The sequence below is a fragment of the Pantoea sp. AS-PWVM4 genome, from assembly GCF_000468095.1.
In the GTDB taxonomy this organism is placed as follows: domain Bacteria; phylum Pseudomonadota; class Gammaproteobacteria; order Enterobacterales; family Enterobacteriaceae; genus Pantoea; species Pantoea phytobeneficialis.
On record NZ_ASZC01000023.1, the window covers coordinates 56,584 to 74,194 of the forward strand.

Sequence of the window (17,611 nt, forward strand, 5' to 3'; positions counted from 1 at the left end):
ATGGGCGGTGAAAGTATCCCCGAGGCACGACAATCGTTACGGCTTGCTAAACAAGCGCCAGCCAGCTTTGTTTGATCTGTTTACCGTCAAACTTCAGCGCAGTGTCTTTGGTTTTTTCGCTCATGGCGTAGAACAGGGCATCGTTGCTGGCGAGCTGATCCATGCGTGCCAGGAAGGTGGCTTTATCGTCCATCGGCACCAGGAAACCATCTTCGCCCTGATTGATGATCTCCTGCGGTCCGGTCGGGCAGTCATACGCCACCACCGGTAACGACCAGGATTTGGCTTCCAGCAGCACCAGCGGCAGCCCTTCATAGCGCGAGGTCATCAACGCCATGTCACTGTCACGGTAGTAATCGTTGATGTTGCTGACTCGGCCGACAAAATTGACGCTATCGTTAAGACCCAGCTGTGTCGCCTGCTCCTGTAACGACTGGCGCAGTTCACCGTCGCCAGCAATCACCAGCTTCCACTCCGGGTGGGTTTTGCTGAAATCGGCCCAGATATCCAGCAGCAAATCGAAGCCTTTCTGGTGTTCAAGACGGCCAATGGCCAGCGCCTGCCGACTGCGTGCATTACGCTGGAATGATTTGTACACCACCGGATTCGGGATCTGCTGGCTGGGAATGTTCCAGCGGCTGAACACCTGATGATCTTTGTCGGTCAACACAATCACCTGGTCATAGAAGCGCAACAGCAGCCATTTCAGCAGTTTGATCGGTTTACTGAATGAGTTGATGGCGATGTGTTCACAGGCATAGGCCTTGAAGCGTTTTTTCTTCATCGACATCAGATTCCAGAAGGCAAACATCACGCTGAGACGCCCCATGCTGATCAGGAAAACGCTGTCGAATCCCTCCTGCTGGATACGCGCCACCGCACTTTTAATCGGGTTTTTATGCCCGGCGAAACTGACGATCTCTTTCGCATGGGTGAATGGATAGAACGGCTTACCACTGCCCTCCAGCGAATACACGGTGACATCATGCTGCTCGCCGAGACACTCGGACATAAAGTTGCAGATGTTTTCCGTCCCCGCGTACGAATAGGCATCCTTAATCACCAGAACAATCTTTTTCATGAAACGCTTTCCACCTCAAACGTAAATGATGCCAGCTATTAACGATGCTTCAGGGTGAAAAGCACACCATTCACCATATACCAGCCGTAATAGTAATAAATTTTTAAGGGATTGTTTTTATAGATAATTCTTAATAATTCCAGATGCCATTTCGCTGCTTTGTTTTTATTACGAGACAGCGAATCGCCCAGTTCGTAATAGTTCACCAGCGTTTTCTGGATCACCCTGGCTTGCCTGTAGCGGAGAAACAGTTCGTAGAGGAACAGGAAATCTTCATGGCCTTTACGCTGGAAGAAGATGCCCTGCGGGGGACGGCGGAAACAGACGGATGAGAAGCAGACGCGATACTGCTTCTTCACGAAGTTTTCCTGTTGCAGATAGGGTTTGCTGTAGTTGATGTCGTGATCAGCGCTTTGGGTTTTGTAGTGATAATGGGTAATGACGAAATCGTCACCTGCCGCCAGCGCGGCGGCCTGCTCCGCCAGTTTTTCCGGGTGCCACTCATCATCACTGTCGAGAAACGCAATGATCTCTTCCTGCGCGGCGCGCAACCCGACATTACGGGTTTCTGCGGCCCCGAGGTTCATCTCATTGTCCAACACAGTGATGCGCGCATCCTGGCAGTGCTCACGCACCAGCGCCAGTGAGTCATCGGTCGACTTATCGTTGATGAGGTAGATGTGCCAGTCGCTATAGCTTTGATTCATTACCGACTGCACGGCACGCAAAATGGTCTGACGTGCGTTATACATCGGCATGACAATGCCAATGGTGCCAACATGATTTTTCATCTGAATACCCGTGAGAGGAGATGACAGGAACCAAAAAATGCTCCAGAGATCGGAGCCAATAAATACGCAATCAAGAAACGGCTCTGCTGCCGAAAAACCGGGCTTTCACCTTATCCATCAGGCGGCTGAGAAAGTAGGCCTGGTTGTCCTTGTTGGTCAGGAAGAAGTAGCGTGCAAAACTGAGGCTCGCCTGCAATGAATTGCCATCCATTTTGTAGCGCAGTGGCAACTTGAACGCTTTGTAGGTGTGGATATCACGCGCAGTCAGGTAGGGTTTCATGGTGTCGAGCCAGAAGAAGGAGTATTTCACCGACTCCCCTTTATGTTTCGAACCGAATTTGGTCACCAGATGGTAGGTCGCCAGCGGCTTATCGATCATCACAAAGGCATAGCCCATGCGATCGGCGCGGATGCAAAAGTCGTAATCCTGATGGCGGATATAACGGGCATCAAACTTGATCTTTTCAGCATCACCACGTCTCAGCACGATGGTACTGGTCTGAATAAAGCCATAGCAACCAAACAGATATTCAGCCACCGTCTCTTTTTTGCCCGGCGGCTGCATCGGCATGACTTTCAGGAAGCTGCCATCCTGATGGATGTTTACCTGGCTAAAGATGACATAGCGGGATTTGCCCTGCGCCTCAAGGCTGGCGATGGTGCGGCTGACTTCCAATAGCTTGTCCGGATGCCACTCGTCATCCGCATCAAGGAAGCTGATAAAATCACCCGTGGCAAGTTCAATGCCCTTATTACGCGCACCCGCACCGTTCAGTTTGACGTCCGACAGTTCCAGCCGGATATCCAGGTCCTGATAACGATCGCTATGTACCACCTGCGCCAGTTCAGTCGCATCGGCCGATTTGTCATCCACGATGATGACCTCAAAATTGCGATAGCTTTGCGCATTGACGCAATCCAGCGTGGTCACAATCGACTTCGACGCGTTATAGGCGGGAATTACAATTGAGAAACGGATGTCCTGCATTGCCAGCACCTCTTAAACAGCTGTTCCAGGGTTAACGGTAACCTCTGCGGGCTGAAGAGAGGAATTGGCTTTATTCCTAAAAATCATAGCGTTAGTTCCATTCTTCATTTGCAGATACGTACCATTACGGAATTACTTAAGCGTGTGCTGTGTGTAACGTCATGCCAGACGGCATGAAAAAAATGAACGGCATCAATTCATCGCGCATTTAAAAACCAGGGCGCGCGATAAATCGCGCCGCTACATAAAAATGGGGCGGATAAACCGCCCCGGAACTTTGCGTTTTAATTAGCTTTTCGTTTCTTTGCCGTATTCGTAGTTGTAGTAGTCGTAGCCATAACCGTAGGCATTCGACGCTTTACGTACCACGGCGTTGAGGATAACGCCTTTAATTTCGATACCGTTCTGTGCGAAACGACGGTAGCTGACATCCAGTTCCTTGGTGGTGTTGGTCTCGAAGCGCGCCACCATCAGTGAGGTTCCCGCCAGCTTACCGATAATGGAGGCATCGGTGACGGCCAGAATCGGCGGTGTATCGATCAACACCAGGTCATAGTTCTTACCGGCCCACTCCAGCAGCTCACTCATGCGGCGGTGCATCAGTAACTCTGACGGGTTCGGTGGCACCTGACCACGCGGCAGGAAATCAAACCCATAAACACCTTTCTGAATCATGGCTGGCGAGAATTCAGTCTTACCCGACAGCACATTAGACAGACCAACCTTATTCTCCGCACCAAGCAGTTCGTGGGTATAACCACGACGCATATCACCATCGATGAACAACACGCGCTGACCGGCTTTTGACACCAGCGTCGCCAGGTTGGCGCAGATAAAGGTTTTACCAATACCCGGGCTGGCACCGGTGATCATCAGGATGTTGTTCTTCGCTTCCATCATGGCGAAATGCAGGCTGGTACGCAGGCTACGAATCGCTTCGATGGAGAGGTCAGTCGGGTTACCCAGCGCCAGCAACGTATTGTGCGGGTCGCTTTTCTCCTTGTGACCACGACGCGCCAGCGCTTCGGTATCCTTCTTACGCTGCCAGTCCGACAAGGGAACACTGGCGTAGACATTCATGCCCAGCTCTTCCAGCTGTTCCGGGTTCTCGATACCGTGGTGGAACAGCGCTTTCAGCAGCACCAGACCGACTGACAACATCAGACCAACAATCAGGCTGGCGGCGATAATCAGCAGTTTCTTCGGTGCCACAGGTGACGCGGCCGTCTCTGCCTGGTCGATAATACGCACATCGCCAACGGTACTGGCTTTACTGATACCCAGCTCTTGCTGACGGTTCAGTAACTGCATGTAGATTTCCTGCCCTGCCTGCACATCACGGGTCAGACGCAGAATCTCCTGCTGGGTTTGCGGCATCTGGGCAATTTTCTTGTTCAGATTGGCCTGCTCATTTTCCAGCGTTTTGCGTTTTTCCAGCAGCGCGCGGTACGTCGGGTGATCTTTGGTATACAGCTGTGACACTTCCGCTTCACGGAAGGTCAGCTCGTTAAGCTGGCTCTGGACGCTGACAGACGAGTCCAACGCTGATTTCGCTTCCAGCGACATATCCACCGATTCGTTTTCACGGCGGTAAGCGTTCAACTTGTCTTCTGCCACATTCAGACTTTCACGTACTTCGGGCAGCTGATTTTTCAGGAAGTCGAGGCTCTTCGCCGCCTGCTCCGATTTGCGATCAACGTTCTGCAACAGATAGTTGTTCACAATCTGGTTCAGGACACGACTGGCCTGATCCTGGTCTTCGTCCTGGTATTCCAGACCCAGTACGCCGGTATCTTTCCCTTTATCAGCCACGGTCAGGTTAGCCAGCACCGCTTTGATCGCCTGCAGATCGCTCAGCTTGGTGACATCAAAGCTGGTGCCGGTATCAGCCTCAATACCGCTTACCAACATGGTCACTTCGCCGTGCTGCTCCAGCTGGCCCACGCGGCCTTTGAACAACTCATCGCCGTCGCTGGTGACGGTGTAGGTCTGCGGACCAGTCACTTCCAGCTGTACGGTGCGTTTCTCAATTGAGCGCGGGATTTCCAGACGGGTAATGGCGATTTGCGCGGGTTTGTTGCCCATCAGGCGCGACAAACCTTTACCAATAATCGGGAAATAGTTTTGTTGCACCACGGTATCCAGACCGAGGTCATTTACCGTCTTACCCAACACCATGCGAGATTCAAGAATCTGAATTTCGGTATCTGAAGCCGGGGTTGAAGGAATAATGTCCTGTAAGTCATTCAATACCGAGTTGGTATTTTTTTGCTCGACCTGCACCATGGCATCGGCGCTGTAGATCGGTGTCGCGAACAGTGTGTAAAGGGTGCCCGCTAGCATGAAGAAGGCGGTAACAGCGACAATGATCCAGCGATGGTCAATGAGCTGTCCCACAAGATGCGCCAGATCCCATCCATTCGAATCCTCTTTCGGCGCTGTCATAACCTTGTTTTTTATATTCATGGATAATCCCAACTATCGGCTTAGTACGTTGACCCATTTCTGGGTAGCGTTTTCCAGTAACCCGTAAACCTCTTCAAAGGCCTCACGGCTTTTTTTGTACGGGTCCGCTATTTCCTGTTGGTTGAGCCAGTGCCCAAGCAGCATGGTTTTCCCGCGCGCGGCTGGATCGATGCGATTTACCTGTTCAACATGACGCTTTTCCATCACCAGGATCAGGTCATAGTCACGACACATATCTGCCGTTAACTGTTGAGCATGATGTCCCGCCAGCGAGAGGCCATGTCTGGCGGCCACATCACTGGCGGTCTGGTCTGCCGGGGAGCCACGCAAGGCACCCAACCCGGCAGACGCTACCCGGGTTTCAGGTAAAGCGCGTTTGAACAGACGCTCCCCGGTAGGGGAGCGGCAAATGTTGCCGACACAGACGACTAACACGGACGTAATCATGGTTAAACCTTAGTCTGACCAGTTGCGGAAACGCAGTGCTGCGGAGCTTGCATCATCAATACCCACAATGGTCGGTAACAGCGCGGAAATCACACGGTTCCAGCGGGTGAGCGGAGTGGAGGTGACATAAACAATGTCATACGGCTCCAGTTGGAATTCGGTGCCCATCACCATCGACGCCGCATCTTTGGTATTCAACTGATAGATGTTGGCAATCTTGGTGCGGTTGCTGCCACGAATAGGACGAATAACAAATACGCCGGTGGCATCGGCTGTGGTCTGATCCATACCCTGCGCATTGCCCAGTGCTTCGGCTAGCGTCATACCGCTGCGGTCCATCTTCAGCGTGGTCTGCTGCTTCACTTCGCCCATCACGAAAATCTTCAGATCATCGTTACGTGGCACGTAGAGAATATCGCCCGGATACAGCAGATGGTTCTGGCTCAGGTCACCGTTTTGCATCAACGCCTGCAACGAAATACGCTGCTCGCGGCCATTGTGCGTCAGCACCACATTGCGCCAGTCGGCATCGGCGGTCAGGCCACCGGCGGCGTTGACGGCATCCAGCACGGTAAGGGGTACGTTGGTGATCGCCTGCTGGCCGGAGGTGGTCACTGAACCACTGATGTAGGTTTTTTGTGAGCGGAAAGCCGCGACATTCACATCCACCTGTGGGCTTTCGATGTACTGCGCCAGACGACGTGCGATTTCCGCACGGATTTCGGTCACCGTTCGACCTGCGACGCGCACTTTACCGATATACGGATAGAAGATGGTACCGTCTGCCTGCACCCAGTTACCGGTGTCGCTGGCACTACGATACTGACCTGCCGGGGTGGTTAATTCCGGGTGATCCCAGACCGTTACGTTAAGCACGTCGCCAATGCCAACACGATATTCGTAGTTCTGAATTTCGTTCTGCAACATTGGGTTGGCTTGCGCAACCAGCGGTTTCGGGCGCATCTGCTCAACCAGACGCGGCGTTAAAGGAAAGACGTTAACGTATTTGTCGATGTCAAAATTGCTATCCTGTTGTTCAATGACATCTTTTCCGCTAGTGGAAAGGCGCTGACCTGGTTCGATCGTGCACCCGGATAGAATAGTGGCGGATACCAGTAACGGTATCATTTTAATTTTCATTGTAATCATCTGGATCTTCGCTATCAGTTAATGATTGATAGAGGCGAAAACGCCGCTGTGTAAGCGTCTTACAAAACAAAGACTGACGGGTTAAACACCGAAACTGTGGGTCATTATCATTTGCTCCCTATGCTTTCTGTTGTCACCCTGCCCTCGCGTCTATCAATAGGCGCCATCGCGCTTGAGCACTACGCCAACGGTCTTAAACAGAATCGCGATGTCATTCCATAGCGACCAGTTTTTGACGTACCACGAATCGAAATAGACACGCGTTTCATAGTCAACGTCGTTACGACCGCTGACCTGCCACAATCCCGTCATGCCTGGTTTCGCCATCAGGTAATAATCGACATCACCGGCATAACGGCAGAGTTCATCTTCGATAACCGGACGCGGTCCCACGAGGCTCATATCGCCACGGACCACGTTCCACAGCTGCGGCAGCTCATCCAGGCTGGTTTTACGAATAAAGTGACCAACCTTTGTGATGCGCGGGTCATTTTTCAGCTTGAAGTCCTTGTCCCACTCGGCTCGGGCCACCGGATCGGTACGGAGCACCTCTTCCAGCACCTCTTTGGAGTTGATCACCATGGAGCGGAACTTCAGGCATTTGAATTTTCGGCCATTCATACCGACACGTTCATGACCATAAATTGGATTGCCACCGTCACGTCCGACAAGGAACCCTAACACCAGCAGGGCTGGGGACAGCGCGATGATAATGCTGAGTGCACCGACAATATCGAACGCGCGCTTCAGGCAGCGTGAGGTGCGTTTTGCCAGGTTGTTATTAACGCGCAAAATCATCACTTCATGGCTGAAGATATACGCCATATCGGTGCCGTAGAGCGGTACACCACGCAGGGTCGGGATCACTGACACCGAACGGCAGTTGTGCATCGCCAACGTCTTCAACCAATTATCGCGGTACTGACTCTGCTCAAATTCAACGGCGACAATAAACTGCGTTTCATTGTTGGTAAGTTGCCAAAGTTCGTGTTCGCTGCGTAGCACCGGCACACCTTCGATGCTGGCTTGCGGGCAACTGCCATCAACATCGAAAAAGGCAATTACATCAAATCCCATCACCTCTTCGCTTTGCAGCGCCTGCCAGGCTTCCACGGCATTTTTGCTGCTGCCAATGATGATGGTCTGCTTTTTCCACAGTCCAAACCGGTTCAGCACACGTTTTGCAATGGCGCGCCCCAGCGGGATTAACATTAATGCCAGCAGCCAGGTCAGTACCCAGACGAAACGCGACATTTGCCATTGCGACAGTGCGGTAATGGACAAATCGATAACTGAGAAAATAAGAATGGTACGAAAGATCTCTTTCAACTCGAACCAAAAAGGTTTGCGATAGGTGAAATGACGCAGCCGCACCCAGAACCAGCCAACACAAATAATCGACAAACAGATGTGCGTGGCGATTTTTAAATTGAGGTCTTTTTCAGAAATATCTGCCAGTGGGGAATTCGTGAGCGAATTAATGAGTGCCAGAGCAATAAACAACGCCGCGTTGAAACAAATTAAATCCGAGCACGCCAGTAAAATTTTAGTGAGAAGACTTTTATAGGTAAATTCGTTATCGCGCATAATTAACTCTTTATTTTATTTCCCTAATCCTTAACGCCTCTGGCCTGTGTAATAAACGAGCGATATTGAAACTGTCATAGAACAGGCAATCTGCGGGGAAAATCTCTGGCGTTCATGTCAATTCCCTTACCGAGAAAGAAAATTGTGATAAATACCAACAGATTAGTCTGAATTCCTTCAACACTCTTGCAGACCAGATTCCCAGTTTAAAAAGTACTTCGGACACGCTACCGCCCTTGGCTGTCGCTGCCAATACCGCTTTACTTGCCCTAATTTCCCGTCCGTGGTTACCGGTTTGCCATGACAATAACTGGCCTTAACCGGGACACGATCACAATTCTCAACATTAAGAAGCTAAACAAGACGCTATTAACTACATAAGCGCAGACATTTACTAACACGTTGCTATACTAGTTATTACTGGCTTGTTTACAAGTAGACCCCGTGTTCCCTGCTCTCTTTTAGGAAAAAGACTACCAGTCATTAGTATTGATGCCATCCCTTTCAGGCCATTCCCACGTAAAAATCAGAAAAGTTCGATATTCAACTTCTGAGCAATTCGCATTAAAAACGAACGCAGTCACGCCCCGAAAACAATTAACCACAACAAATTCAGGTATGCGGTGTTTATCCATACATTCAACTTATCTGTCAAAAAAACCCTCTCGGATTATTCCTTATTACGCTGCTGCACTACGGAAATCGGCAAGGTCGGGGTATTTGTTCCCCTCACAGGATTAACTATGATAAGACTAAGCTCATTCTCAGACATTCAGGTGATGAAAGCATGTTGGAGTGGATCGCTGATCCCTCGCTCTGGGCAGGATTAGTCACGCTAATCGTTCTTGAGCTGGTTCTGGGCATTGATAACCTGGTTTTCATTGCCATTCTGGTGGAAAAACTACCCCCTGTGGTGCGCGATCGCGCTCGCGTGATTGGTCTGCTGCTGGCGTTGCTATTGCGCCTGGTGCTGCTGGCTTCGCTTTCCTGGCTGGTCACGCTGACCCAGCCGCTGTTTACCCTGTGGCAACACAGCTACAGCGCCCGCGATTTGCTGCTGTTTGCCGGAGGGGTATTTCTCCTTTATAAAGCCACCACCGAACTGAATGACCGTCTTGAAGGCAGCGACGAGGACAACGGTCAAACCAAAAATGGCGCTAAATTCTGGCCGGTAGTCGCGCAAATTGTGGTGCTGGATGCCATTTTCTCGTTGGATGCGGTGATTACCGCCGTGGGGATGGTCAATGAATTGCCGGTAATGATGACGGCGGTGACCATTGCTATCTTGCTGATGTTAATGGCCAGCAAACCCTTAACGCGCTTCGTCAATAGCCACCCCACCATCGTGATTCTCTGCCTCAGTTTTCTGCTGATGATTGGCTTCAGCCTTGTCGCTGAAGGACTCGGTTTTATCATCCCGAAAGGTTACCTGTACGCCGCTATCGGTTTCTCGATTCTGATTGAAATGTTTAACCAGCTGGCGATGTTCAACCGTCGTCGTTTTCTCTCCGCAGGCCGTCCCTTGCGCCAGCGTACCGCCGAAGCCGTATTACGTATTTTGCGCGGAGAAGCACAGCGAGCAGAGCTGGACGCCGATACCGCCTCATTGCTAAGTGATGAAGAAGGCGCGCTGTTTAACCGACAGGAGCGACGGATGATCGCACGCGTGCTGGGGTTGGGACAGCGTCAAATCAGCAGCATCATGACCTCACGTCACGATATCGAGCATATTGATCTGAGTGAAGATCCAGCGGAAATCATGGCCAAGCTCGACCGTAATCAACACACGCGCATTTTGATTACCGAAAAGGGCAATGAACCGCTCGGTGTCGTCCATGTGATTGATTTAATGCATCAGTCGCTGCACGCAAAATCACTGGATTTACGTTCACTCATCCGCCAACCGTTGGTTTTTCCCGAGCGCGTCACACTGCTACAGGCACTGGAGCAATTTCGTCAGGCACGCACGCATTTTGCCTTTGTAGTCGATGAGTTTGGCTCGGTGGAAGGTGTGGTTACCTTGAGTGATGTGATGGAAACCATTGCCGGCAATCTCCCCAATGAAGGGGAAGAGATTGATCCCCGCTACGACATCCAACCCGGCCCGCAAGGCGGGTGGATTGCCAACGGACATATGCCGCTGGAGGATCTGGCGACCTATGTCCGGCTGCCGCTGGATGAAAAGCGCAATTATCACACACTGGCCGGTTTGCTGATGGATAGCCTCCAGCATGTGCCGCAGGAAGGTGAGGAGTTGCAGGTGGGGGATTATCTATTGCGGACATTGCGGGTGGAAAATCATCGCGTCCAGAAGGTAGAGATTGTGCCGCTGGACAGAATAGGCGATCCACTTTCGTAACAGCGCGATAAATCGCGCCGTTACGTTGGTCAATCAGGGTTTCTTCTGTGATGATTGCTGACGATCCAGCCACTGTTCCAGTCGGTTCTTCGCTTCGCTTTGCAATTGCTGGCGCAATACCTGATCTACCGGCAGCGAGTACTGCAAATTATCCCACGGCCCGTACATCCGCAGGGGGATGGTCTGCTCATTCATGACCGCAGCCAGCTTCTCGTCCCCTTTCCAGCCACGCAACATCATATTGATGGTCACATCCAACTGACGGGTAAGCAGATTGATATTCCCCTGGCTCTGTACCGCCAGATGATTGCTGCCGCCCTGTAAATCAGGCAGCGTGACAACACCTTTATTCAGGCTGATGCGGCCACTCAGTTGCTGGATGCTCTGATCTTCACCTTCATCATTGCTGAGGCGATTGCTGACGCGCGCCACGGCACGGCTCACCATCTGTTGCAGATTAAGCTGCGCGAGTTGCAGGTTGGTCGCCGTCAGCTCTGCACTACCCTGCCACTTCTGTTTAGCATCATCAATGCTCAGACCACTGCCGCTCAAATCCCCTTGCAGAGATACCGTCCCCTGAAGCACTTCCGGCAAGGCAAACGCCTTCAGCAATGGCGCAATCGCCACCTGCTGCAATTCGGGTTGCAGTGTCACCGTGGTGATTGGATGACGAATATCGACAGTGCCCGGAATAGAAAATTGCCCGTCACCCAACTTGCCCTGTAATTGACTCAGCGTCATCAACCCTTCCTGGTTGCTCGCCGTCAGTTGCAACTGACTGAGCGTCAGGCCACGCCATACCGCCTGATCTGCCGTCAGGTTGAGCGCCAGATCCATCATATTCAGCGGAGAATCGCTATTGTCACGTTCGCGTGGTTCCGCAATCACTGGCGTGCGTATCACAGTGGCATGCTGCGCGGCACTGCTATCAGTTGCCGGCGCACTGACCATCAGGTTATCGAGGTTAAGCGCCGTCGCATGCAATTTAAGATCAAGCCGCTGCGGCAGCATCAGGCTCCCTTCAGCACTGCCATCAAGAGAACTGTCGTTGGCGCTCAGCTGCAATTTATTTAAGGCAAACTGCTGCCGGTCACTGTTCCACTCACCCTCACCGCTTAACGTCCCTTTAATCCCCTGCGTCGGAAGATTCGCGCCATCAAGGGTGTAATCCAGCGCATCAATGCGCCCACTGAGACGATGGGGGTACTGAGCCGCATCGAACTGCCCTTTCAGACTGACAGTGAAATTACGCTGATTACGTGAAACACGGGTGCTGAGATCGATGCTGGCTTGTTTGCTGGCATCCTGATTCAGGCTGAGATTGAAATCGCGGAAGTTATATTCGTCGCCACCCTGCTGCTGCCAGATAAGCAGGCTATCAGCAAGTCGTAGCTTACCAATATCGAAAGACCAGCCATTGCTGCTGGTAGTCGGCTCGGTATCACGCGGCCCCACAGGTGAGCCAGTGGGTTTTTGCGCATCGCTGTCGGGTGTGACACGAATGATGGCATTCTTCAGCATCACCTGACTGACGCTGAGTTGATGAGAAAGTAATGGCCAGAGATTCACGTCAAGACGCATATTCTCGGCGGTAACCAGCGGCTGGCTGGCACCCGGCGCTGTCAGGCTCATACGCCCCGCGAGAATACTGAGCTGCGGCCATACATGCCAACGTAAATCGCCGTTAACCTGAAGCCGATAACCACTTCGTTGTTCCACCTGATGTACCATATAGGTACGAAAGTCGTTGGGGTTTACCAGCAACACCAGAGCGGTCATTCCCGCGACGACCACCACTAACAGGATGGCCAGCGTGGTTATCAATCTTCTCATTACTTCCTCAAAGTTTGACGATCAATCTTTGTCGATACGGCTGGCATCAGCACCCTGCTGACCGCGATATTTCGCATCTTCACGACGATTGTAAGGACGCGCTGCCGGACCAGAGAGCGGCTCAAAGCTTAATGCCCCAATCAACATGCCGGGACGCAACGCCAGCGGCAGCTTACCCGAGTTGTAAAACTCCAGCACAATCCGTCCCTGCCAGCCGGGATCAATACGGTGCGCCGTAACATGCACCATCAATCCCAGACGCGCCAGTGATGAACGACCATCCAGCCAGCCGACGAGATCATCGGGTATCGTCACCGACTCCAGCGTCACCGCCAGCGCCAGTTCCCCCGGATGCAGAAAGAAGGCTTCCCCTTCCGGCAGCACGATTTCATCGCTCATCACGCGGTCCAGCGCAGCACTCACCTCATGCTTCGGACCACTTAAATCGATAAAAGGTGCAGTGTGACCGCTAAACGTGCGGAACTGATTGCCCAGGCGCACATCTACGGTGGCCCCATTAATACGTTCAACCGGTGGACGCGGTGTGATCGCCAGCTTACCGCTGTCCAGCCAGGTTTCTATATCGCGATCGCATAATCTCATCGCTGTAACTCCATGATTTAAGTGTAGCGAAAGGCTGCCATTTGGTGACAACCTGAGCCGCACACGTCCATCCGGACGCGGTTTATTCGAAGAACTGGTTAATTTTTGCCTTGAGGATATCAATAGCAATACGGTTTTTCCCGCCGCGCGGCACAATAATGTCGGCGTACTGCTTGGAAGGCTCGATAAATTGCAGGAACATCGGGCGCACGGTTTTCTGGTACTGGCTCATCACCGAATCCATCGAACGACCACGTTCATTAACATCGCGTTTCATACGACGCATCAGACAGATATCCAGCGGGGTGTCGACAAAGATGGAGAAATTCATCTCCTGACGCAAGCGTGCATCAGTCAGCAACAGAATCCCTTCCAGAATGATCACTTTTTTCGGCTTCAGATGGATAGATTCAGAGGTACGGGTGTGCTCGACATAACTGTAAACCGGCAGATCAATGTTCTGGCCTGCCTTCAGCGCCTGCAAATGTTGCAGTAACAAGTCATGATCCATCGCGCTGGGATGGTCATAATTGGTTTTTACCCTCTCTTCCATTGTGAGATGACTTTGATCTTTGTAGTAGGCATCTTCCGGGATCACCCCGATATGCTCGTCACCGACCTGGTCACGGATTTCACGGTAGAGCGTGCTGGCAATAAGACTTTTTCCGGATGCGGATGCACCTGCAATGCCAACGATCACGCACTGATGAGACTTGTCAGTCATACTTTTTTAAGACCTGATAACTGGAGCCTGTTGAAGCATATGCTTCGACGGGCCGATAATGAGAGGGTTTGGTTGGCGGCAATTATAGGGATTTCACCGGTTTGATGCCAGAGAAATGCAGCCGACACCTTTTCAGATTATCCCCTTTTGCAGCGGGGCGCATAATCGATACACTGTTCTTCATGCCGACGCGGTATGCAGCGTTGCGCCTGTTCGATTGTAAGCCCGCAAGGAGAAGTATGAGCTGGAAAACCCTGACGTATTTCGGTGACAGTATGTTGCTGATCCCCACCGCGGTGATCATCGCACTGGTGTTGCCGTGGAAAAGCGACAACCATCGTACCGTCTGGTACTGGTTGCTGGCATTTGGCCTCGCGGGTTTGCTGGTCAGCATCTCGAAAATCATGTTTCTCGGCTTTGGCATCGGCAGCGCCAGATTTAACTTCACCGGATTCAGTGGCCACAGTGCCATGTCAGCGACGCTCTGGCCGGTGATGATGTGGCTGGTGTCCGGTCGCTGGTCTGGTTTCTGGCGGCTGTGCACCATTGGTGTCGGCTACCTGATTCCGATGATGGTCGGATTCTCGCGTTTGGTGATCCATGCGCATTCGCTCAGTGAAGTGCTTGCCGGCCTGATGCTGGGCTTTACCCTCAGCAGTGCGTTTCTGCTCAGCCAGCGCGACACCGCACTTAAAGGTTTTAGTCTGCCGCAGATGGGTATCGCATTTCTGGTACCACTGTTACTGATGAGCCACGGGCGGGTTGCGACCACCCAGCAATTCCTTGAACGCTTCTCCGCTGACCTCGCCGGGCTGGAAAAACCTTATACTCGTGCGGATCTTTTTCGTCAGTGATCAGTCAGCCCTTTGTTAATAAAGGGCGATTCAATGCGTTGAATAAGGTAGAAAAGTGAATTCGCGGCAGACATCTTTTCCAGATGTGCTAGCATGCCAGTTAGAGAATGACTGGCGCATTTTTCGTCGTGTTGCGAATGCGCGCTGCTGGATTCGTGCATGACCCTCGAAATTTTAACCTCGCAGGATGGCTCAAAGAAACATTGGCTCAACGCCCTCTACCTGGGGGTAGTTGCGTTTGTGCTGACGTTATTCTGTCTGGAACTGATCATTGTCAGCGGGCGTATTTCTCCGTTGTGGTTCTCCACCGCATTAATGACCATTGTGGTGTTCCGCGCCCCGGTGCACCGCGTGCCGCTGTTATTATTAGGCTGCATGGTGGGTACTGCGTTAGCCAACCTCCTGGTGATTGGCCCGGCGGTCAGCAACCTCAAATTTGCCCTGCTTAACATGTTACAGGCGCTGATGGGCGGCATCATGCTGCGTGTGCTGCTCGATCGGCGCGCGCCCCTCGACTCACTGCTGGACTGGGGCCGTTATGTGGTCACTGCCGGTATTATCGCGCCTTTTGTCGGCGGCTTGCTGGCACTGTGGTTGTTAAGCGTCAGTGGCACCGCCTCGCTGCCGTTTTTCTCCACCTGGGTGATTTCTGAAGTCATTGGTATGCTGGCGCTGGGTCCGGTGTTGCTGCTGTGGCCGTTAGGAAAGCAGGAAAACCCGGTTGCGCGCCATCGCAGTATAGAAACAGTCCTCACCCTGGCCTTTACCCTGCTTGCCAGCTACCTCAGCCTGCGTTATCTGCCGTGGCCCTTCACCTTTATTGTGGTGATCCTGTTTTGGTGTGCGATACGCTTACCCAAGTTCGAAGCCTTTTTACTGTTCCTGCTCAACTCCAGCTTTATCTCGCTGCTGCTGGCATTCAACCTGGTCAATCTCGGTCACGATGACCGTATGCTGGGTCAGGCTGGAACCTGGCTGCCCTTCCTGTTGGTGCTCATCCCCAGCCACGTTATGGCGCTGGTGATGGATGCATTCCAGCGTGAAAAAAATCATATCGCTGAGAGCGAAACCCGCTTCCGTAACGCTATGGAGTATTCCGCGATCGGCATGGCGCTGGTTTCCCCGCAGGGTAATTGGTTGCAGGTCAACCAATCGCTGTGCCGAACCCTGGGCTTTCCGGCGGAAGAGTTGCGTAAGCTCACTTTTCAGCAAATCACCCACCCTGACGATCTGAATAACGATTTACAGCAACTCAGGCGGCTGCTGGAGGGTGAAATCATGACTTACACCCTGGAAAAGCGTTATTTCCGCAAAGATGGCGAAACGGTATGGGCGCGCCTGACCGTGTCAGTGGTGCGGGATGCCCAACAGCAACCGCTATATTTCATTTCACAAATCGTTGATATCTCTGAGCTTAAGCAGAGTGAGCAAGTGAATCGACGCCTGATGGAACGCATTACCCTCGCCAATGAAGCGGGCGGCATTGGCGTGTGGGAATGGAACCTGGTGACCGGTGAGCTGATGTGGGACAAACGCATGTATGAGTTGTTTGCGCTGGCACCGCATGAAGTCCCTACCTATGACCTGTGGTTACAACGGGTGCACCCGACAGAACAAGAATATGTCGCGCTGACGGTGCAGCAGGCGATTGAACGCCGCAGTGCGTTTCATATGGAATACCGCATCGGATTATCGGAGGGGATTCGTTATGTGCGTACCGAAGCCAACCGTATCCTCAGCCAGGATGGGCAGATCGAACGTATGCTCGGTATCAGCCAGGATATTACCCACCTGCGCGCACTGAACGATGCCTTATTCCAGGAAAAAGAACGCATGGCGATTACCCTGGATTCGATCGGTGAAGCGGTGATCAGCACCAACGATGAAATGCAGGTCACCTTTATGAATCCGGTGGCAGAAAAGATGACCGGCTGGACACAGGATGCCGCAGCAGGGATGGCAATCTCCGAGTTGCTCAACATCACGCATGGCCCTGCCGGAGCGCGGATCCACAATCTGCTGTTGTGCCAGCTTCCGGCAGAAAAAACCACGCCAGACCTGGAAGAAGAGCTGGTGTTGCACACCGCTGACGGGGGCGTATTCGAAGTCCATTACAGCATCACCCCACTGAAAACGCTGACTGGCGAGAGTATTGGGGCAGTGATGGTCATTCAGGACGTCAGCGAATCACGCAAGATGATGAAGCGTCTGAGTTATAGCGCCTCTCACGATATGCTGACGCGTTTACCCAATCGCCTCAACTTTGAAAGACAGTTGAAACGTTTGCTGAGTGATGCGGCGGTTAACCAGCATCAGCATGTGCTGGTATTTATCGACCTCGACAAATTTAAAGCGGTGAATGATACCGCGGGCCATGCTGCCGGAGATGCGTTGTTGCGCGAGCTTAGTGAGCTGATGCAACACCATATCCGTAGCAGTGATTTCCTCGCCCGCCTCGGCGGTGACGAATTTGGCTTGCTGTTGCCGGACTGCGAGGTCGATGACGTGCGCGAGGTGGTGCAACGGTTGGTGACGGCGATCAATCAGTATCGTTTTATGTGGCTGGACAGTATCTATCAGGTCGGTGCCAGCGCCGGTATGACGCAGATTGACGAGCATAATTGCATCAGCAATCTGGTGATGTCCCAGGCCGACGTTGCCTGCTACAGCGCCAAACACGCCGGACGCGGGCAATATCATGTTTATCAGGAAATACAGATGTAATCTGC

The 17,611-nt window shown here is 52.3% G+C and carries 13 protein-coding genes; 3 read left to right on the forward strand and 10 right to left on the reverse strand.

What is annotated here, in order from left to right; genetic code table 11:
- Nucleotides 1-46: 46 nt before the first annotated feature.
- The 7 genes from L579_RS19970 to wbaP all read right to left on the reverse strand — a co-directional run bounded on the left by L579_RS19970 (nucleotide 47) and on the right by wbaP (nucleotide 8,509).
- On the reverse strand, nucleotides 47-1,081 hold the full coding sequence (locus tag L579_RS19970) for a glycosyltransferase family 4 protein (RefSeq protein WP_021185974.1): 1,035 nt from the start codon (nucleotides 1,079-1,081) through the stop codon (nucleotides 47-49).
- A 38-nt stretch (nucleotides 1,082-1,119) separates the two neighbouring features.
- Entirely contained in the window at nucleotides 1,120-1,872 is a 753-nt protein-coding gene (locus tag L579_RS19975; RefSeq protein ID WP_021185975.1) for a glycosyltransferase family 2 protein, read from the reverse strand.
- Nucleotides 1,873-1,942: 70 nt separating this feature from the next.
- A complete protein-coding gene (locus L579_RS19980; protein WP_021185976.1) occupies nucleotides 1,943-2,860 on the reverse strand; it encodes a glycosyltransferase family 2 protein in 918 nt (305 codons plus the stop codon).
- A 288-nt stretch (nucleotides 2,861-3,148) separates the two neighbouring features.
- Entirely contained in the window at nucleotides 3,149-5,326 is a 2,178-nt protein-coding gene (gene wzc / locus L579_RS19985; protein ID WP_021185977.1) for a tyrosine-protein kinase Wzc, read from the reverse strand.
- 12 nt (nucleotides 5,327-5,338) lie between these two features.
- Nucleotides 5,339-5,773, reverse strand: a complete 435-nt coding sequence (locus L579_RS19990) for an arsenate reductase/protein-tyrosine-phosphatase family protein (RefSeq protein ID WP_021185978.1) — start codon at nucleotides 5,771-5,773, stop codon at nucleotides 5,339-5,341.
- 9 nt (nucleotides 5,774-5,782) lie between these two features.
- Nucleotides 5,783-6,922 (reverse strand): polysaccharide export protein, encoded by a 1,140-nt coding sequence (locus tag L579_RS19995; RefSeq protein ID WP_036627640.1) that lies wholly within the window; start codon nucleotides 6,920-6,922, stop codon nucleotides 5,783-5,785.
- Nucleotides 6,923-7,075: 153 nt separating this feature from the next.
- Nucleotides 7,076-8,509: an undecaprenyl-phosphate galactose phosphotransferase WbaP gene (wbaP, locus tag L579_RS20000; RefSeq protein WP_021185980.1), complete on the reverse strand. Its 1,434-nt coding sequence runs from the start codon at nucleotides 8,507-8,509 to the stop codon at nucleotides 7,076-7,078.
- Between the two features lie 787 nt (nucleotides 8,510-9,296).
- Between wbaP and L579_RS20005 the strand changes: the two genes are divergently transcribed.
- A complete protein-coding gene (locus L579_RS20005; RefSeq protein ID WP_021185981.1) occupies nucleotides 9,297-10,868 on the forward strand; it encodes a TerC family protein in 1,572 nt (523 codons plus the stop codon).
- Between the two features lie 33 nt (nucleotides 10,869-10,901).
- Here the strand turns inward: L579_RS20005 and asmA are convergent, their stop codons facing one another.
- The 3 genes from asmA to udk form a co-directional block, all read right to left on the reverse strand.
- On the reverse strand, nucleotides 10,902-12,701 hold the full coding sequence (asmA, locus tag L579_RS20010) for an outer membrane assembly protein AsmA (protein ID WP_021185982.1): 1,800 nt from the start codon (nucleotides 12,699-12,701) through the stop codon (nucleotides 10,902-10,904).
- A gap of 21 nt (nucleotides 12,702-12,722) precedes the next feature.
- Nucleotides 12,723-13,304 carry a dCTP deaminase gene (gene dcd, locus L579_RS20015; RefSeq protein ID WP_021185983.1) on the reverse strand — a complete coding sequence of 194 codons (582 nt, stop codon included), beginning with the start codon at nucleotides 13,302-13,304 and terminating at the stop codon, nucleotides 12,723-12,725.
- A gap of 82 nt (nucleotides 13,305-13,386) precedes the next feature.
- Entirely contained in the window at nucleotides 13,387-14,028 is a 642-nt protein-coding gene (gene udk, locus L579_RS20020; protein WP_021185984.1) for a uridine kinase, read from the reverse strand.
- 239 nt (nucleotides 14,029-14,267) lie between these two features.
- Here udk and L579_RS20025 point away from each other — a divergent pair, with 239 nt between their 5' ends.
- Both L579_RS20025 and L579_RS20030 read left to right on the forward strand, forming a co-directional pair.
- Nucleotides 14,268-14,882, forward strand: a complete 615-nt coding sequence (locus tag L579_RS20025; RefSeq protein WP_021185985.1) for a phosphatase PAP2 family protein — start codon at nucleotides 14,268-14,270, stop codon at nucleotides 14,880-14,882.
- A 159-nt stretch (nucleotides 14,883-15,041) separates the two neighbouring features.
- Nucleotides 15,042-17,606, forward strand: a complete 2,565-nt coding sequence (locus L579_RS20030) for a diguanylate cyclase (RefSeq protein ID WP_021185986.1) — start codon at nucleotides 15,042-15,044, stop codon at nucleotides 17,604-17,606.
- Nucleotides 17,607-17,611: the final 5 nt, after the last annotated feature.